Source organism: Streptomyces sp. Ncost-T10-10d (assembly GCF_900091955.1).
GTDB lineage: Bacteria > Actinomycetota > Actinomycetes > Streptomycetales > Streptomycetaceae > Streptomyces.
On record NZ_FMDF01000150.1, the window covers coordinates 1 to 18,376 of the forward strand.

General features: G+C 70.4%; 12 protein-coding genes and 3 pseudogenes. 11 read left to right on the forward strand and 4 right to left on the reverse strand.

Annotated features, from left to right (window positions below; genetic code table 11):
• The 3 genes from GA0115254_RS44710 to GA0115254_RS26680 form a co-directional block, all read left to right on the forward strand.
• On the forward strand, positions 1–2,599 hold a 2,599-nt coding region (locus GA0115254_RS44710; protein ID WP_176740298.1), incomplete at its 5' end, for a beta strand repeat-containing protein.
• 97 nt (positions 2,600–2,696) lie between these two features.
• The gene (locus tag GA0115254_RS26675; protein ID WP_093897840.1) at positions 2,697–2,993 is read left to right on the forward strand and encodes a WXG100 family type VII secretion target; all 297 of its coding nucleotides are present in this window, start codon (positions 2,697–2,699) and stop codon (positions 2,991–2,993) included.
• Positions 2,994–3,089: 96 nt separating this feature from the next.
• On the forward strand, positions 3,090–7,484 hold the full coding sequence (locus GA0115254_RS26680; protein ID WP_093897841.1) for an FtsK/SpoIIIE domain-containing protein: 4,395 nt from the start codon (positions 3,090–3,092) through the stop codon (positions 7,482–7,484).
• A 197-nt stretch (positions 7,485–7,681) separates the two neighbouring features.
• Here GA0115254_RS26680 and GA0115254_RS26685 read toward each other — a convergent pair whose 3' ends face one another.
• The 3 genes from GA0115254_RS26685 to GA0115254_RS26695 all read right to left on the reverse strand — a co-directional run bounded on the left by GA0115254_RS26685 (position 7,682) and on the right by GA0115254_RS26695 (position 9,360).
• A complete protein-coding gene (locus tag GA0115254_RS26685; protein WP_093897842.1) occupies positions 7,682–8,308 on the reverse strand; it encodes a hypothetical protein in 627 nt (208 codons plus the stop codon).
• 80 nt (positions 8,309–8,388) lie between these two features.
• The gene (locus GA0115254_RS26690) at positions 8,389–8,724 is read right to left on the reverse strand and encodes a hypothetical protein (protein WP_093897843.1); all 336 of its coding nucleotides are present in this window, start codon (positions 8,722–8,724) and stop codon (positions 8,389–8,391) included.
• A gap of 141 nt (positions 8,725–8,865) precedes the next feature.
• The gene (locus GA0115254_RS26695; RefSeq protein WP_093897844.1) at positions 8,866–9,360 is read right to left on the reverse strand and encodes a COG4315 family predicted lipoprotein; all 495 of its coding nucleotides are present in this window, start codon (positions 9,358–9,360) and stop codon (positions 8,866–8,868) included.
• A gap of 206 nt (positions 9,361–9,566) precedes the next feature.
• On the opposite strand from GA0115254_RS26695, the gene GA0115254_RS26700 reads away from it, so the two are divergent.
• The 4 genes from GA0115254_RS26700 to GA0115254_RS26715 all read left to right on the forward strand — a co-directional run bounded on the left by GA0115254_RS26700 (position 9,567) and on the right by GA0115254_RS26715 (position 12,998).
• Positions 9,567–10,505, forward strand: coding sequence for a CHRD domain-containing protein (locus GA0115254_RS26700; RefSeq protein WP_093897845.1), 939 nt, complete (start codon positions 9,567–9,569; stop codon positions 10,503–10,505).
• Positions 10,506–10,592: 87 nt separating this feature from the next.
• Complete coding sequence (locus tag GA0115254_RS26705; RefSeq protein ID WP_256102787.1) at positions 10,593–11,591, forward strand: DUF1996 domain-containing protein; 999 nt, start codon at positions 10,593–10,595, stop codon at positions 11,589–11,591.
• 121 nt (positions 11,592–11,712) lie between these two features.
• Positions 11,713–12,285: a sigma-70 family RNA polymerase sigma factor gene (locus GA0115254_RS26710; protein WP_093897846.1), complete on the forward strand. Its 573-nt coding sequence runs from the start codon at positions 11,713–11,715 to the stop codon at positions 12,283–12,285.
• Positions 12,282–12,998 carry a zf-HC2 domain-containing protein gene (locus GA0115254_RS26715; RefSeq protein WP_093897847.1) on the forward strand — a complete coding sequence of 239 codons (717 nt, stop codon included), beginning with the start codon at positions 12,282–12,284 and terminating at the stop codon, positions 12,996–12,998. Before GA0115254_RS26710 ends, GA0115254_RS26715 begins: the two co-directional genes overlap by 4 nt.
• Here GA0115254_RS26715 and GA0115254_RS44715 read toward each other — a convergent pair.
• Positions 12,988–13,158: a hypothetical protein gene (locus GA0115254_RS44715; RefSeq protein ID WP_176740299.1), complete on the reverse strand. Its 171-nt coding sequence runs from the start codon at positions 13,156–13,158 to the stop codon at positions 12,988–12,990. The genes GA0115254_RS26715 and GA0115254_RS44715 overlap by 11 nt on opposite strands.
• A gap of 171 nt (positions 13,159–13,329) precedes the next feature.
• Between GA0115254_RS44715 and GA0115254_RS46495 the strand changes: the two are divergent.
• The 4 genes and pseudogenes from GA0115254_RS46495 to GA0115254_RS26730 all read left to right on the forward strand — a co-directional run.
• Positions 13,330–13,452 (forward strand): annotated as a pseudogene (locus GA0115254_RS46495) (transposase); the annotation flags it as partial.
• Positions 13,453–13,581: 129 nt separating this feature from the next.
• Positions 13,582–13,818 (forward strand): annotated as a pseudogene (locus GA0115254_RS46500) (IS630 family transposase); the annotation flags it as partial.
• A 966-nt stretch (positions 13,819–14,784) separates the two neighbouring features.
• Positions 14,785–15,322, forward strand: a pseudogene (locus GA0115254_RS26725) (PIG-L deacetylase family protein); the annotation flags it as partial.
• A gap of 207 nt (positions 15,323–15,529) precedes the next feature.
• Positions 15,530–18,211, forward strand: coding sequence for a beta-N-acetylglucosaminidase domain-containing protein (locus GA0115254_RS26730; protein ID WP_093897849.1), 2,682 nt, complete (start codon positions 15,530–15,532; stop codon positions 18,209–18,211).
• The last annotated feature ends 165 nt before the right edge of the window (positions 18,212–18,376 follow it).

Sequence of the window (18,376 nt, forward strand, 5' to 3'; positions counted from 1 at the left end):
TACGGGCGGTCCGGGCAACACCACGGTCACGCTCGACAACAACGGCACCACGACCGTCAGCAATGGTCCGATCCAGGCGAGTCACGGCCCGAACGGCACCGGCGGCAGCGTGGGCACCGTCAACCCGGTCCAGGTCAGCCAGAGCCCGGACGGCGTCACGACCGTCAGCCAGAACGGTACGTCGGTGAGTACGGGCGGCGACGGCCCGACCACGGTCGGACCGCAGGGCGGGCCCGCCTCGGTCACCGTCAACGCGCCCGACGGCGGCACCCCGACGCATGTCACCACCTCCGGCGGCAGCAGCACCGCCCTGACGGCGAACGGCGCCCAGACGGACGTCAACGGCAACAACACCGCGAACAGCACCATCAACAACGACGGCACGATCACCAACAACGCCCCGGCGGGCCCCAACAGCACCGTCACCACCGGAGCGAACGGCACCACCGTCGCCGACAACAACGGCAACTTCAGCGTGGACAACACCGGCACCGTCAACAACGGCCCGGTCACCATCACCGCCAACACCGACGCCAACAACAACCCCGTGGCCACCTTCACCGACACCTCGGCCGGCGGTGCGCAGGCCAATGTCGGCGCCAACGGCGTCAGCACCCAGGGCATCAACACCACGGTCAACCCGGGCGGCGATGTCAGTGTCACCCACAGCCAGGCACCCGGCGGTCCGCCCACGACCGTCAACTCGGGCACCGACGGCACGATCACCACACAGACCCCCGACGGTGCCGAGGCGAAGGTGCCGCCGCCGCCCCCGAACGCCCCGGGCGGCGGACCGGTGCCCGCACCGGCCCCCAGCACGATCACCAACAACAACGGCGCGACCATCTCGTCGGACGGACAGACCACCACCTTCACCAGCGACGGGTTCACGACCACCATCGGCAACGACGGCAACGGCCCCGCCACCACCACCGTCCACCACGACTCCGGCGTCAGCCACACCATCGACAACAACGGCCAGGCCACGGTCAACAACTCGCCGAGCGGCGCCGGCATCACCGGCACCAACACCCAGGTGACGGTGAACACCCCGCAGCAGGAGGGCCTGGGCCTGTTCGGCTCACCGGAGATGACCGGCGGCCAGAACACCCTGTCCAACGGCCCGAACGGACCCACGATCACCACGCACGGCGTCGACCCGGTCCACGAGCCCGGCAGCACCGTCGTGCACGGCCCGAACCCGGGCGGTCCCGACGGCGAGTTCTCCGTCACGTACGGACCGGCCACCGGCACCTTCGCCCCCGGCGGCGTCACCAGCCTCGGGCCGTCCGGCACCCACGTCGACCCGAACACCAACCTTCCGATCGACACGGCGGGCAACCCCATCGGCAACAACCCCGGCAACACCACCATCAGCACCGTCACCGGCGACGGCAACAGCGGCATCACCGTGCCCACGCCGGGCGGCGGCCCCGTCGTCCACCACGACGGCTTCTTCGGCGGCAACACCAACGTCGACACCAACAACACCAACGTCAGCAAGAGCCCCGGCGACGTGGAGAACGCCGGTACGCCGGGCCAGAAGTCCGACATCCTGGACGGCCCGAACAACCCCTACAACCGCGGCCCCGCGCCGGGCCCCGAGACCTTCACGGTCGGCGGCAACAACGGCGGCCCCTCCGCGGACATCCCGGTCGGCGGCAAGGGCAACTCCACCGTCAACGGCGGCCCGTTCGAGGTGAAGGCCAACGGCGACGGCAGCTTCGACGTGTCTGTGCCCGGCAGCAACCAGCCCAACGACACAGTCACCGTCGGACCGGACGGCAGCCTCACCGGGCCCGGCGTAACCCAGCCGGCGCAGCCCGGAGCAGGACAGGAGGGGCCCGCCGGGCCCCCGCAGGTCACCTTCAGCAACAACACCACCGTCACCGGCGGGCAGGGCGCGGCGCCCGCCGTCACCCCCGACGGTGGTGGCGGCGCCACCACCACCTTCGCGGGCGGCGCCGCCACCACCACCGACCAGGCGGGCAACGTCACCATCACGCAGAACCCGGACGGCACCACCACGTTCAGCAACAACGCAGGCGGCGAGAACACCACGTTCACCGTCACCAAGGACGGCGTGGAAGGCACCGTCACCACGACCGACAACAACGGCAACCCGGCCACGTTCGACGTCAAGGTCAACAACAACGGCTCCGTGCAGGTGAAGGACGCCAACGGCAAGACCGTCGCCGAGGTCGACGCCAACGGCTCCTTCAACGAGCAGCACACCGCGATCCACGACTACCACGCCTACGCGGGCGGCCCCACCTCCGTCACCGAGCTCCACGAATACGGCTACGAGGCCCTCACCAGCATCCTCAAGGGCGCCGTCGGCCAGGCCGTCAGCGTCGGCTACGAGGTGGGCGCCAAGGGCGCCGACGCGCAGACCACGCTGGAGAACGCGGGCATCAAACTCGGCTACGGCGTGGGCAATTCGCTGGCCGGCAAGAAGGTCGAGAACGACCACGGATTCAAGACCAAGGGCCCCGAGGTGCCGCTCTCCTCGATTCCCACGAAAACCATCGGTGCCGTCAACTCCAACCAGGACACCGATCTGGCGAACCCGCCGGAAGAAATCCCCATCAAGGTCTGAACCGAATGACCGCACCCCGCGTGTGTAGGGCGCGGGTCCACGAACGGTCCATGAAATACCCATCCGCACCACCGACTTGGAAACAGGAGACATTCCCATGGCCGATTACATCGTCAACGACGAGAAGACCAGCGCCGCCGCCACGCAGACCATGAACGAGTACGAGATCGCTGTCGCCCAGCTCAACAAGATCAAGACCGACCTGGACGCGCTCACCGCCGACGGCTACAACACCCCGTCGGCGAGGGACGACTTCCAGCCCTTCGTGCAGGAGTACATGGACAACTACGGCAAGGTCACCGAGGGCCTCACCGGCATCTCCGAGTACATCAAGAAGTACGGCGAGGGCATGACCCAGTTCGACTCCGAGATGGGTGCGAGCCTCCGCAAGTGACCCCGCCCGGACATCGGCCGGGCCGGCCCCTCCCCGGTCCGGCCCGGCCGATGTCCCGCACAGCCTGGTGACCCCCGTGCCCAAGGAGCACTGACGATGCGTCTGACCGTCACCGCCGTCGACCCGGAGCTGGGTCAGACCGCGGACATCATGATCGAGGCCGACCCCGAGGCCCCCGCCGGCGAACTCGCCGCACAACTGCACCGGCGGCTGCGCGGCGGCACCCCGGACACCCCGCCCGTCCTGTACCACGGGGCCACCCCGCTCCCCGCCGACCAGCCGATGGCCGCCGCCGCCCTGCGCTCCGGCAGCCTGCTGTCCCTGGACGCCCCCGCACCCGAGGCGGGCCCCGAGCCGGACGGCGTCGTGGAGCTGCGCGGCATCGGCGGCGCCGACGCCGGAGTGGTGTTCCGGCTGTCGCCCGGCGACTACGAGATCGGCTCCGCCGCGTCCTGCCGCATCCAGCTCCGCGCCGAAGGGCTCGCGAAGACCGCGGCGCGCCTGAAGGTGCACGCCGACGGCACCGCGACCGTACGCTCCGTCGATCAGGACGGTGTCACACGGGACGGCACCGAGGCGAAGGACTGGACGGACTGGCCGCTCGGCGGCGTCCTCACCGTCGGCCCGGCCCTGCTCGAACTGGCCGCGCCCTCCGTACCCGACGCCGCCCTCCAGCCCTCGGACGACGGCGTGGGGCTCGACTACAACCGGCCGCCCCGGCTGCTGCCCCCGCCCGTCAACAACCGCTTCCAGCTGCCCGTACCGCCCGGCAAACCCGCCCGCAACAAGCTCCAGCTGATGCTGATCTTCGCGCCGCTGATGATGGCCAGCGTCTCGTTCATCCTCTTCAACAACCCCAGGTTCCTGATCTTCGGTGTCCTCTCGCCGGTCATCGCCCTCGTCTCCCAGTTCTCCAACAAGCGCCGGGGCAAGGAGAGTTACGAGGACCAGCTCAAGGAGTACGAGGAGAAGAAGGCCGTCCTGGAACAGGACGTGGACGAGGCGGTGCTCGCCGAACAGCAATCCCGGCGCCTCGCCGCCCCGGACCCGGCATCGGCCCTGCTGATCGCCACCGGCCCGCGGCAGCGGCTGTGGGAGCGCCGCTGGCGCGACGACGACTTCCTGCTGATGCGGCTCGGCGTCGCCGACCTCCCCGCCTACGTGGAGCTCCAGGACCCCGCCGAGCCGGAACACCGCCGCCGGGTCGACCGCACCACGCACTCCGTGCCCGTGACCGTGCCGCTGCGCTCCTCGGGCGTCATGGGCGTCGCCGGAGGCGACCGGGCCGAGCCGCTGGTGCGCTGGCTGATCGCCCAGGCCGCCGTCCTGCACAGCCCCTCCGACCTGCGGATCTGCGTACTGTCCGGCACCGGCGGCGCAGACCGCTGGTCCTGGGTGCACTGGCTGCCGCACTGCGCGCCGCTCGGCGAGGACACCATCTCCCTGGTCGGCGCGAGCGCCGAGTCCGTGGGCCGCCGCATCGCGGAACTCACCACCGTGATCGCCGCCCGCCAGCAGGCCGGCGACCGGGCACCGCGCGGCGGCGCCGTGGGCGAACCCGATGTCCTGGTCGTCCTCGACGGCGCCCGCAGACTGCGCTCCCTGCCCGGCGTCATCCAGATCCTCCGCGACGGACCGGCCGTCGGCGTGTACGCGCTCTGCGTGGACGACGAGGCCCGGCTCCTGCCCGAGGAGTGCCGCGCGGTTGCCGTGGCCGGGCCGAAGTGGCTGCGCGCCGAGCAGGACAACGCCGACCCCGTCGACGAGGTCCGCATGGACGCGCCCACCCGCTCCTGGTGCGTGGGCGTGGCCCGCGCGCTCGCGCCGATCCGCGACGTGGGCGACGACGCCGACGAGAACCTGCTGCCCGCCTCCGCCCGCCTCCTCGACGTACTCGGCCTCGAACCGCCCACCCCCGACGCCCTCGCCGCGCGCTGGGTGATCGCCGCCCGCAGCACCCGCGCCGTGATCGGCGAGGGCGTGGACGGCCCGTTCGCCGTCGACCTGGCCGCCGACGGGCCGCACGGCCTGATCGCGGGCACCACGGGATCCGGCAAGTCCGAGCTGCTCCAGTCCCTCGTGGCGAGCCTCGCCGTCGCCAACCGGCCCGACGAGCTGAACTTCGTCCTCGTCGACTACAAGGGCGGCAGCGCCTTCGCCGAGTGCGAGGACCTGCCGCACACCGTCGGCATGGTCACCGACCTGGACACCCACCTCGTGGGGCGGGCCCTGGTCTCCCTCGGCGCCGAACTGAAGCGACGCGAGCACATCCTCGCCGAGGCCGGGGCCAAGGACATCGACGACTACACCGACAAGCGCACCCGCCGCCCCGAACTCGCCCCCATGGCCCGGCTCGTCCTCGTCATCGACGAGTTCGCCTCGATGGTGCGCGAACTCCCCGACTTCGTCTCCGGACTCGTCAACATCGCCCAGCGGGGCCGCTCCCTCGGCATCCACCTGATCCTCGCCACCCAGCGGCCCTCCGGCGCGGTCACCGCCGACATCCGCGCCAACACCAACCTGCGGATCGCGCTGCGCACCACCGACACCAGCGAGAGCCGCGACATCATCGACGCCCCCGACTCCGGGCAGCTCTCGCCCCGCACCCCCGGCCGCGCCCACGCCAGGCTCGGCCACGCGGCGCTGCTCCCGTTCCAGACCGGCCGGATCGGCGGCCGCCGCCTCGACGCCTCGGCCACGGACGAGGACGTCCCGGTGCCGGTGCTCACCGAACTCCACTGGGAGGCCCTCGGCGCACCGATGCCGAGGCCGGACACCGAGGAGGACACCTTCCAGCCGGTCACCGACCTGTCGGTGCTGGTCGACGCGGTACGCGACGCGGCCACCCAGCTCGCCGTACCGCCCGCCCGCCGCCCCTGGCTGCCCCCGCTGCCCGACACCCTCACCCTCACCCTCACCGATCTGCCCACGCCGCCCGAGGCGGCCGAGGACGGCCGGCTCACCCCGGTCGCGTACGGCCTCATCGACGTACCCACCGAGCAGGCACAGCGTCAACTCGCCTTCGACCCGGACGAGATGGGCCATCTGCACATCGTCGGCTCACCGCGCAGCGGCCGGTCCCAGACGCTGCGCACCCTCGCCGCCGCTCTCACCGGAGCGCACGGCTGCGCCGACGTCCACCTGTACGGACTCGACTGCGGCAACGGAGCCCTCCAGGCCCTCAGCGGACTGCCGCACTGCGGCGCGGTGGTGGACCGGAGCCAGGTCGAGCGGGTGGCCCGGCTGCTGAACCGCATGGTCGCCGAGGTCGGGCGGCGCCGTGAACTCCTCGGCAGGCGGGGCGTCGCCGACCTCACCGAGCTGCGCCGCGCCCTGCCCGAGGCGGAGCGGCCCCCGCATATCCTGCTGCTCGTCGACCGCTTCGAGGCGTTCGAGCGGGACTACGCCAACTACGACCAGGGCAGCCTGATGGATGCCATGACCCTCCTGATGCGCGAGGGCGCGAGCGTCGGTGTGCACCTGGTGCTGTCCGGCGACCGCATCCTCGGCCAGGGCCGGTTCTCCGCCACCACCGAGGACAAGCTGGTCCTGCGCCTCAACGACCGCTCCGACTACTCCATGGTGGGCCTCAACGCCCGCAGTGTTCCCGAGGAACTCCCGGCCGGACGCGGTGTCCTCACCAGGGACACCAACAGCGCCCAGGTCGCGCTGATCCCTGGCACCGACGGCACCGACGCCACCGGCGCGGGCCAGGCCCAGGCACTGGGCGCACTCGCCGAACGCGTCGCGGAACGCGACGCCGACGTGCCCGCCGAGCGCAGGCCGTTCCGTGTGGACGTGCTGCCCGACGAGCTGGACTTCGCACAGGCCCTCGCCCGTAAGCCGCGGACCACCTCCCCGCTGTGGGCGATGATTGGCGTCGGCGGCGACGAACTCGCAGCCATCGGCACCGACCTGTCACAGGTGCCGTCCTTCGTGGTGGCCGGTCCACCGAGGTCCGGGCGGAGCACGGTGCTGCTCACCATGGCGAAGTCGCTGACCGAGTCCGGCACGAAGATCGTGGTGATCGCACCGCGCAATTCGCCGCTGCGCGGCCTTGCCGGACAGCCTGGCGTCGTGGAGGTCTTCACCGACACCGATGTCGCGGTCGCCGACTTCCGCGCCGCGCTCGGCAAGGTGGACAGCCCGGCCGGGGCCATCCTCGTCGACGACGCCGAGATGATGATCAACTCCGAGCTCGACACCGACTTCGTCGCGCTCGCCCGTGGCAGCGCCGGGGACGGCTGGGGCCTGATCGTGGCCGGCAACAACGAGGCGCTGCTCGGCGGCATCGGCGGCTGGCAGGCCGCCGTACGCCGCAACCGCTGCGGCGCCCTGCTCGCGCCCCGCCTGATGGGCGACGGAGAACTCGTCGGCGCGCGGCTGCCACGCGGTCTGATGGGCCAGGACAGCGAACCCGGCCGCGCCCATCTCCAGCTCGGCGACGGCCGCTTCACCACGGTGCGCGTCCCCGCGACGACGGTGGACTGACCGGCAGCACGACGTACCACCGCACCACAGAGCAAGGCCGGACGGCCTCCGCTCCCCTCCGGTCACGGGGGAGCGGAGGCCTTCCGGCCTTCGGTACGCACACGGCCTTCGGCACACATGGCCTTCCTCACACGCACACGAAGAGGGCCCGGCCGTTCCTCCAGGAACGGCCGGGCCCTCTGCGAGGCCGGCGCCGGTCAGGTGGCCGCCGCGCCTGCGGCCACCGGAGCCTGATCGCCGAAGGCGAACGTCGAGGTGATGGCGTCGAAGAGGTCGCACAGCGGCTCGGCGAGCGGGAGGTTCGGGCTGAAGCAGGTGATGATCAGGACCCGCTCAGCACCGGGAACCGGCACGAACGTGTGCGTCACCACCATCTTGTACGAGATGCCGTCGGAGATCTCCGTCTCCTCGATGCCGGACATCCGGCCGACCGGACCGACACCCGGCAGCGTCACCGTCGAGAGGGTCCGGCTGGTGCCCTCGCGGCGGCGGCCCCCGGTGGCCGAGAACTGCTCGGCGATGCCCTTCGCGGAGAAGTCCTCACCGGGCGGCGGCTTCACGCTGAAAATCATGAGCCCGGCCATCAGCAGGCCGTCCTCGTACATGGCGGTGGTGCCCGCCGCGTAGACGGCGCCGCGCATGCGGGCGCCCTCCATGATGCGCCGTGCGCTGCGGAACGTGTGGTTGATGGCGTCCCGGGTCTCCTTCTGCGGAGCGTGCCGCAGCATCTCGGCGCGGCGCTCGGCGAGCGTCTCGCCGTGCAGGTCGTACTCCGTCCAGTTCTCCGGGATGGCGATCCCGAAGGTGTGCGAACCAGTGGTCATGGGACCGTTCTCCTCAGTTCGTTTCGGGCCGGGCTCGTGTCGGGCCAGGCGGACAAGGGGGAAGCGATGAGGCCGTCGTCCTAGGAGGACGGCCGGGGGCCGCCCCCGGCGGGTGTGGCGTCGCCGCCACCGCCCTGGCTGCCGCCTTCCTTCAGCGAAGAGCCCATCTTGGTGTCGAATTCGGCGAAGGCCTTCACGATGGCGTCGCAGCCTTCCTTGAGGTCCTTGCTGTTCCGCTTGACCTGGACGCGCCCGTCTTTCCAGGCGTCGTCGAAGTTGGTGCCGGCGCGCACCAGTGGCGGGCCGACGTCCGCGGGGTTGTAGCCCGACGGCCGGGTGTCGATGAGCTCCACCACCCGGCCCAGCAGTTCACCGAGACGTTGTACCTCGTCTCCCGGCATCTCGATCTCGGCCAAGGCTCCTCCCTCGTACGCGTCGTCCGGCGGGCACGTCCCGCCCCGCTCCAGGAACGACCGTGGACGCGGGACGGTTCAACGGCCCGCCGGATCAAGTGAGTACGGGAGGCGGAGCGGCACAGGACCGGGCTGCGGAGACGGTCACGCGGACTTGCGGACGAGCTTTCCGTCGGGCGACACGGCGAACCACTCGCCGTCCAGGCCCTGCCCGTTGACGTCACCGGGCGCGATGTCACCGACGTAGTAGTACAGCGGCCAGTCCCCGTACGTGACCTGCACGGCACCCCCGGACTGCTTCGCCTCGCGCAGCAGCGACTTCTCGACGCCCTTGCCCGCGGCGGCGGGGGAGGGGCTGGTCAGCGCGGGCCACACGGCGATGCACTCCGCGTCGCAGTTGCTGGTGGCCTCCTTGTCCTTGGTGAAGGCGTACAGGGTGCGGCCCTGTCCGTCGACCAGGATGGAGCCGAGCTCGGCATCCGCCACGGTGACCTCGGTGCCGGATGCGGCCCTGCCCGGCGCTGCCTTGGCAGGCGCCTTGTGGCTGCTGGTGCTGCCGGTGCCGCCGTCGCTCCCGGTACCGCAGGCGACAAGTCCCAGGGCCAGCGGGATGGCGAACAGCGCCTTGCGTGCGTGCATGGTGATGACCTCTCTCGTACGTCGTGAAAAGCGGCGGGGCGATTTCCCCGTGGCCCACACGTGCCGCCCGCCGTACGGGTTCAGTGCACGCCGCCCTCTCGGCGTCCGACACCACGAATCACGAGGGGCGTTGAACCGCTTCGGCCGTCCGTCCGTTGGTCGACGCGAAGGGCCCTGGAAGCCCAACTCCCGGAAGGACGAAAGACATGCGCAGGCTCACTGTCGCGGCGGGCGTCGCCGTGCTCGTCGCCGCTCTCACCGGTTTCGCCGGTACGGCCCCGGCGTCGGCCGAGGACGGCCCCGGCGCCCGGGTCTCGACGGCCGCCGCCGAAGCGGCGCGGGCACCGGCCGTCTCCCTGATCGCCCGGCTCACCGGCGACCAGGGAGTACAGAAGAAGAAGGACGGGTCCGCGGTGGGCGACAAGGACGGCAAGGCCGTCGCGCTCATCAAGGTCAAGGGTGACCGGGTCACCTTCGCCCTCACCTGGAACGGCATCGGCAGGCCGACGAGCGGCCACCTCCACCAGGGCCGGACCAGCGGCGACGGCGGGGTGAAGGCCGAGCTGTTCGGCACGGCCATGCCCGCCTCGGTGAACTCCGCCGCCGGGCAGACCTCGATATCCTCCGCCGCGCTCGCCCGACAGCTGCGCACCAACCCCGGCGGCTTCTACATCGACCTGCACTCCGAGGAGTTCCCCGGCGGCGCGGTGCGCGGCCAGCTCCGGCTCCTGGCGAAGCCGGTGAACCCGCTCACCATCATCCGGGGCGGCAAGCTGCGCGCACTCGCGGACGGCGGCCAGGAGATCCCGGCCGACGACGCCGGAAAGGCGGGCGACCCGGACGGGCACAGCACCACCTTCCTGCACCCGAGGCCGGACCGCGTCGACTACTCCATGGCCTGGGTGAACATCGGGGCGCCGCTGGCCGGACGCATCCACGAGGGGGTGCTCGGCGAGAACGGCGACATACGGCTCCCGCTGTTCGTCACTCCCGTACCGAAGAACGTCTTCGCGATCTCCGGCAGCGTCAGCACCCCCGACGCCGAGCTGATCGCGCGCCTCAAGGGGAGCCCGACCAACTTCTACTCGAACGTGCAGACCCGGGAGTTCCCCGACGGCGCCGTACGGGGGCAGTTGTTCCTCTGACGTTCACCGGAATGGGGCTGATGGAGGTTTGGCGGGCGGCTTGCGGGCAATCTTGCCTGACCCGGCCCCTGGTGTCACTCTGCTTCCGTGCGGATCAAGCTGCCCTTCTCCAACTCCCGTCTGTTCTGGGGAATTCTGCCCGTGTTGCTCGGGTTGGTCGTGTTCCTCGGCGTCATGACGTTCGGCGCCGACGGGGTCGTCAGGGTGTCCAACGCGCCCGCCGACAGCAAGTACGTGGACATCGGGACCGTTCCACCGGCCCAGAGGCCCGCTGCCGGACCTGACGCGTCCACCGGTTCGTACACCGTCGACTGCGGCCGTAACGAACAGGGCCACTACAACATGGACAACGTCGTGACCTCCCCGGGCGTCGTGAACGGCGCCCATCACACTCACGACTACGTCGGCAATCTCTCCACCAACGCCCTTTCCACCGACCGGAGTCTGGCCGCCGCCAAGACCACCTGCGCGGGCGGCGACCGGTCCACGTACTACTGGCCGGTGCTGCGCCGACTCGACCGCACCGGCGAGGCCCACAAGGCCGGCCTCGGTGCCCACGGCAACACCGGCGAGGCCGTCACCGCCTCCTCGGTACGGGTGGAGTTCCGCGGCAACCCGGTCAGCTCGGTCGTCGGCATGCCCCGATTCATCCGGCTGATCACGGGCGACCCGGTCGCGGCCACCACGGACAGCACGAACGTCCGCGCCCAGTGGGGCTGTTCCGGCTACCCGGACCGGTTCACCCGGAACTACGTACGCTGCCCGCAGGGCAGCGGACCGACCCGCACCCTGGACTTCCCGAGCTGCTGGAACGGCCTCGCCACCGACAGCCCCGACCACCGCGCGCACGCGCAGTTCCCCGCCGGCGACGGCACCTGCCCGCGGGCCACGTTCCCCGTGCCGCAACTGCGCGTCACCCTCACCTATGAACTCCCGGAGGGCACGCCGTTCGCCGTCGATTCCTTCCCGGAGCAGCTGCGCGATCCGATCACCGACCACGCGATGTTCGTGAACGTGATGACCGGGGACCGCATGGCGGAGCTGGTGCGCTGCATCAACGAGGACCGGCAGTGCAAGGCGGGGTGACCGGGACCCCTCGCGCGACCCCGACCGGCTTGTGATTCAGCTCACATTCGCCGGGGATTGAACCGGCCCGGCCCGCCGTCCGTGTTCAGCGCATCGGCCCAGGAGAGGACGGAGAAGGTGGATGGCGGCATTGTGGTCCCGCAGCCGGCAGAGACAGGACACCGGTGACGAGGCACTGATCCGGTCCCTCTACGAGGAACACGGCAGAGCCCTGCTCGCGTACGCGCAACGCCTGACCGGCGATCGCAGCGCCGCCGAGGACGTGGTCCAGGAAACCCTGATCCGGGCCTGGAAACACCCGGACGCGCTGGTCAACGGCAAGGGCTCGGTACGTGGCTGGCTGCTCACCGTGGCCCGCAACATCGTCACGGACCGGTACCGGGCCAAGGCCGCGCGCCCCACGGAGGTCGCCGAGTCGGTGACCACCCAGCCCGTCGAGCAGGACCACGCGGACGCCGTGGTCGACTCGATGGTCGTCATGGAGGCGCTCGACCGGCTCTCCCCGGACCACCGGGACGTGCTCATGGAAATCTACTTCCAGGGCAGGAGCGTCGCCGAGGCGGCGAACAAACTCGGGATACCACCCGGGACGGTCAAGTCCCGGTCACACTATGCGTTGAAGGCCCTGCGGGACATGTACGCAGACAGACCGAAGGCAGTAAATCTGGTGGCGTTGAAGGGGGTGGCGGTGTGAGCACCAAGGAACACGACAGCGAACTGCTCGGCGCCTATGTCCTCGGCGCGCTCGATGAGCAGGAGGTGCGAACCGTCGACGTACACGTGGCGTCGTGCCAGAAGTGCCGCGACGAACTGGACGGGCTGCGGGAGATGGAGTCCGCACTCGGCGAAGTACCCCCGGAGGCGTTCCTCGACGGGCCCCCGGAAGGTGGTGACCTGCTGCTGCAGCGGACGCTGAGGCAGGTCCGCAGCGAACGCGCCGGGCAGACGCTGCGGCGAAGAGCGGTCCTGGGCGCGGTCGCGGCGGTCGCGGCGGTCGCCGTCCTCGGCGGCGGCGTCCTGATCGGCCAGAACACTGGTGAGCGCATCCCGGAGGCGATCCCTCCGGCCCCCTCGGCCGGGGCGACCGTGCCACCGGCGCCGCCGGTCGGCATGAAAGTCCTTGAGGGCCGCAGCGCCTCGACCGGCAGTGAGATGAGGCTCCGGGTGACCCCAGCCGTCGACTGGATCCGCCTCAACGCCTCGGTCACGGGCATCCCGGCGGGCGAGCGCTGCCGTGTGGTGGTCGTCGCGAAGGACGGCAGCCGCGAGATCGCGGGCAGCTGGCTCGTCGCCGATGAGGAGAAGGGCGCCAACCTCGACGGCTCGGCGGCCGTCCCCATGGACGACGTGCAGAAGGTCGTGATCGAGAACGACAAGGGCAAGGAGTACGTGTCCGTCAAGGTCTGAACCCCTCGGCCCCGGACGCGATACACGACTCCATGACGATGTTGATGGTGACGGCGCGGATCCGGACGCAGATCGTGACCCGCCCTGTGGCGCCCAGATCAGTGAGGCCGTTCCCCGTCGGAATGGCCTCACCGAGCTGGGCGCTCAGAGCCGCTGTCACAATGAGTCCGTCGGTGGGCGTTCATGCCGATCACCCCGGGGCGGTTTCGTTTGGATCAGCCGGTTGTTGGCCTGGGTGTGCCGTTGACTGATGCACAGTAGGCTCGGATTGAGCCGTTGCTTCCGGACCGTACGCCGAAACGGGGGTGGCCGCTGACGAGACCATCGTGAGGTGATCGACGCGATCGTCTTCAAGTTTCAAACCGGCACGCAGTGGGTCCACCTGCCGGAGAAGTACGGCAACTGGTGTGGTGTCTACAACCGGCTGCGGACGTGGGCCCTCGACGGCACCTGGGAACGCGTGTTCATCGTGCTGATGGCACAGGACGATGCCGATGAGGACCTGACCTGGGCCGTGTCGGTGGACTCCACGGTCGTACGTGCTCACCAACATGCGGCCGCGGCCCAGAAGAAGGGGCCCGGCCGCATCGGCCGCGAGGCCCTGCGGATGCTACTCAAGCGGCATGGCATCACCTTCCAGGGCACCAAGACCTGGAAGGAGTCCACCGACCCCGACTTCGACGCCAAGCTCGACCGAATCGAGCAGGCCATCGAGCACTTTCCCGACCGCGTCCTCGCCTTCGACGAGTTCGGCCCGCTGGGCATCCGCCCCACCGCCGGCTCCTGCTGGGCCAAGCAGGGAAGACCGGACCGGATACCGATACCGCAGCCCCGCCGACCAGCAGGCTGCCCGCCAGAACAACCTGCGCGGCGCGCCACCTCTTCTCCCACGTCGGTGGGTAAGTTCACCACACAAGGAACCTGGCGCACCACGCCAGGAGTCGCGTGTGACGGCTCTGATCACCCCACTGGTGTCAGGGCCGTCGTCGTTGGCACACAGCTGCCGCGGTCGAATGATCCAGCAGAACGGTGAACCTCTCCATGGCGACACGGATCACGTCATCTGTTGCAGGCGCCTGATCAGCCCCTCTTCCCTTCCGATTGGCAGGGCTGAGCCGACCATGCCGGCGTGGCCTGTGCCGTCAACCAACTGATCCACCAGGCCGTTCGTGGGCGCGACAGTTGCCAGCCGCGGCCCGCTGCAAACCACTGAGGGCATTCGGCGCGAGGGGCAGAACAGGCTCCAGTACACGTCCCTGCGGCACGGGCTGCGGCAAGCCGCCCGGTGGCCCGGGCCATTCGCGTCGGGAAGCGCCTACTCCCGGTATCACGCCGCATGAGAACTGCGTGTGCGGCAGCCGTCGCAGCCCGGGAGGTTTGCTGGTTCATGCCGAGGGCGCCTTGGATATTCCCACGCAGGTTGAGGCGTCGGGCGCAGTGGAAAGCCCAGTCCCTCATGGGGAGCAGCCCTCGGCGAGGTTGTCGGCGTAGAACCCGGCGCGCGTGGAGATACGGCGGTCGGGCTCGCGTGAACTCAGCGCGCGGGACTGGGCTCAGGGGCGGCTGGTCTGGCCAGAAAGGGGAGCCGTGCCGCCGCGAACTGGCTTGGGACATTCCAGGGACTTCTCAGGGACATTCACATCTGTCCCAGGGAGGTTCCAGGGACTTTCCGTCGAGTAAGCAGGGAAGGCCCTGACGGCGGTGAAAGATGGGAAGCGCTCGTCAGGGCCTACGGCGTCAGTGCTCAACGATGTCCGCCGCGAGCCCGCCCCGTGCGGTCTCCTTGCCGCTGCGCGAGCGCGAGCAGCGGGCGCGCGCCGCCGTCGTCGGTGTCCGCGAGGTGGATTTCCTGGATCACCGTGACGGCGTGATCGAGTACGGCCTGCCACTGCGCCGGGACATCGCCGCAGCCATCCGCACGTACCGTCCCGAGTTGGTCGTGACGCTCAATCACCGGACACCTGGGGTGGTGTCGTCTGGAACACCCCCGATCGCCGGGCGGTCGGCCGCGCCACCCTGGACGGCGCCGCCGACGCGGGTAATCATTGGATCTTTCCGGAACTCGCGGTGCCGGGGCTCCGGCCGTGGAACGGGGTGCGGTGGGGCGTGTCGCCGGGCCGAGCGTCCCCACCCATGCCGTCGACGCGACGGCCGGGCTGGAGCGCTCGGTGAAGGCGTTGCTGGCGCACCGTACGTACATCGAGGGGCTGACGGACGACGCCCCCGAGGCGTACTGCCGCACCTTCCTGGCCGACCATGCGCGGGTCGAGGGGGAGCGGTTCGGCGGGCGTCCGGCCGTCACGTTCGAACTCTTCACCCGCTGAGTCGGGTCGGGGTCCGGTCCGGGCTCCGTTCCGCCTTCCGGCTCCGCATGTTCGGTACCGCTCATGCACGGGTACGGCTTCTGGGGGCAAAACCGCAGGTCCACGTGTTGATGTTGTCCAGACCATTGACATGTAAGCGCCATGCTGTTGAATTCGGTGTTGTTGTGTTGCGCGACTCTGGTGACTTGAGTGATCAATGGAGGACTAGTGACGCCTCGCCCACCCCGTCTCACCGCGCTCGGTACGGCGGCGACCCTGCTCGTCGGAGGTCTGCTGACCGCAGTGCCGTCCGCCCAGGCGGCAGGCAGTGCCCGCACCGACTCCCCGGCGAAGGCCGCGGCCGCCCGGCCGGCCCCCGCCATCACGCCGACCCCGCAGTCCGTGAAGACCCGGGCCGACCGGATCACCATCAGTCCGACCGTCACCGTGGTGGCGGGCGGAACCTCCGACCAATCCGCCTTCCAGGTCGTGGAGAGCGCGCTGCGCCGGGCCGGCGCCCAGCGCGTCGTCCGCAGCGACAGACCCGCCCGGACCGGGCTCACCGTCCATGTCGGTGATGCGGCCGCGCTCACCGCGCAAGGGATCGAGGGCCCGTCCGCGCTGCCCGCCGACGGCTATGTCCTCGGCATCGGCGCCGGTCGCATCGTCCTCGCCGGCAAGGACACCACCGGCACGTACTACGCCGCGCAGACCCTGCGGCAGGTCCTGCCGCAGGTGAAGCATCCGGGTGTCCAGGTCGCCGGACTTGCGATACGCGACTGGCCCGGCACCGCACTGCGCGGCGTCATCGAGGGTTTCTACGGCACCCCGTGGTCGCACGAGGCCAGGCTCGACCAGCTCGACTACTACGGCGAGCACAAGATGAACATCTATGTGTACTCGCCGAAGGACGACCCGTATCTCCGCGCGAAGTGGCGCGACGCCTACCCCGCCGACCGGCTGGCCCAGATCAAGGAACTCACCGACCGGGCCGTCCAGCGGCATGTGGAGTTCACGTATGCGCTCTCGCCCGGCCTCTCCGTCTGTTACAGCTCGGACGCCGATGCCAAGGCGCTGGTCGACAAGTTCCAGACGATCTGGGACATCGGCGTACGGACCTTCGCCGTGCCGCTCGACGACATCAGCTACACCGACTGGAACTGCGCCGAGGACAAGGCGAAGTGGGGGACCGGCGGCGCTGCGGCAGGCGCGGCGCAGGCCTATCTGCTCAACCGGGTCAACAAGGAGTTCATCTCCACCCACCCGGGCGCCCAGCCGCTCCAGATGGTCCCCACCGAGTACTACAACGTCTCCGCGTCGCCGTACAAGAAGGCGCTGTCCGAGCAGCTCGACCCCGATGTCCTCGTCGAATGGACCGGTGTCGGTGTTGTCGCGCCGACCATGACCGTCGCACAGGCCGACGCCGCCCGCACGGTCTTCAACCACCCGATCCTGACGTGGGACAACTACCCGGTCAACGATTATGCGACCAACCGGCTGCTGCTCGGCCCGTTCAACGGGCGGGAGAAGGGTCTGCCCGGCAAGCTGGCCGGGATCACCGCCAACCCGATGATCCAGCCGTACGCCTCGAAGATCGCGCTCCATACCGTTGCCGACTATGCCTGGAACGACGCCGCGTACGACCCCCGCGCCTCATGGGGCGAGGGACTCAAGGAGTACGCGGGCGGCGACCCTCGCACGGAAAAGGCGCTGCGGGCCTTCGCCGACGTCAACTACAGCTCGGCACTCAACAAGGACCAGGCCCCCGAACTGGCGGCGGAGATCGCCGACTACTGGAAGTCCGGTGACACCACCCGGCTTTCCTCGGTCCTGGGTGCGCTCGGCTCGGCGCCCGACCGGTTGCGCAGCAGCCTCCCGGACCGCGGCTTCATCGCCGACTCCGGCCCCTGGCTGGATGCGACCGAGTCCTGGGCGACCGCCGCCCGCACTGCCCTGCGCATGGTCGAGGCGGCCCGGGCCGGAAAGGGAGCGCAGGCATGGGAGCTCCGGCAGCAGCTTCCGGCACAGGTCGCCGCGGCGAAGTCCTTCACGTACACCGGCCTCGACGGCCGCAAGGTGCCGGTCGCTGTCGGCGACGGGGTGCTGGACCGGTTCATCGACGCGGCGAACGCCGAGCACGACCGGATCCTCGGAGTGAGCGGGCGGCTCTCGGCATCGACGAGCCTGGGCACGTATCAGAGCAACACGCTCGCGCGGATGCTGGACGGCGACGACTCCACCTACTTCTGGAGCGACGGCGCGCCCGCCGCAGGTGACCAGATCACCGTGGACCTCGGGCGGGCGCGGGACATCGGCGACATCACGCTCGCCATGGCCAAGCCGGGCAGTACCGACGACTACCTCCACGCAGGGGTGCTCGAGTACTCGGCCGACGGGCAGAGCTGGCAGCAGCTCACCGCCTTCTCCGGGAAGCCGGACGTCACCGCGACCGTGGCCGCCGGAACGAAGGCCCGCTATGTGCGGGCACGGGCGACCGCGGGTCAGGACAACTGGCTCGTCGTACGGGAGTTCAACGTCCTGACCCAGGACGGGGCGGTGACCGGCGGACCGCCCGCCGCGAACGGGTCCTCGCTGCGGGCGGCGTCCGACGGAGACCCGGGCACCGTCTACCGGGCCGCTCGCGCTCCGGAGGCCGGGGAGGCGCTGGAGATGGGGCTCGTCGCCGCGCGTCCCGTGCGGTCCGTCACCGTCCTGCGGCCGACCGGGTCGGCGGGCCGGGCCGACATCCAGCTGCGGGGCACCGACGGAACGTGGCAGACCGTCGGCGCGCTCGTCGGCCCGTACACCGAGGTATCCACCGCGGGCCGTGAGGCCGACGCGGTACGCCTGGTCTGGAGCGCGGGGCCGGCGGCGCCGCAGATCGCCGAAGTGGTGGTCGGCCAGGACTGAGGCCTGACGGGCGGATCGCGGGCGGGATCGCGCCGTCCTCCTTCCCGGTCGTGCCCGTGGACCCGTTCCACGCCCGTTCCGGCCCGAAGTGTTTCGGGCCGGAACGGGCGCATCCATGTCCGCCTCAGGCCGAAACCGGCATCGGCGGGTTGTTCCCAGAGGGGC

Excerpts from the sequence above, each read along its gene's own strand:
- GA0115254_RS26675 (WP_093897840.1), top strand. The coding sequence starts at position 2,697 with ATGGCCGATTACATCGTCAACGACGAGAAGACCAGCGCCGCCGCCACG.
- GA0115254_RS26680 (WP_093897841.1), top strand. The coding sequence starts at position 3,090 with ATGCGTCTGACCGTCACCGCCGTCGACCCGGAGCTGGGTCAGACCGCG.
- GA0115254_RS26685 (WP_093897842.1), bottom strand. The coding sequence starts at position 8,308 with ATGACCACTGGTTCGCACACCTTCGGGATCGCCATCCCGGAGAACTGG.
- GA0115254_RS26695 (WP_093897844.1), bottom strand. The coding sequence starts at position 9,360 with ATGCACGCACGCAAGGCGCTGTTCGCCATCCCGCTGGCCCTGGGACTT.
- GA0115254_RS26700 (WP_093897845.1), top strand. The coding sequence starts at position 9,567 with ATGCGCAGGCTCACTGTCGCGGCGGGCGTCGCCGTGCTCGTCGCCGCT.
- GA0115254_RS26710 (WP_093897846.1), top strand. The coding sequence starts at position 11,713 with ATGGCGGCATTGTGGTCCCGCAGCCGGCAGAGACAGGACACCGGTGAC.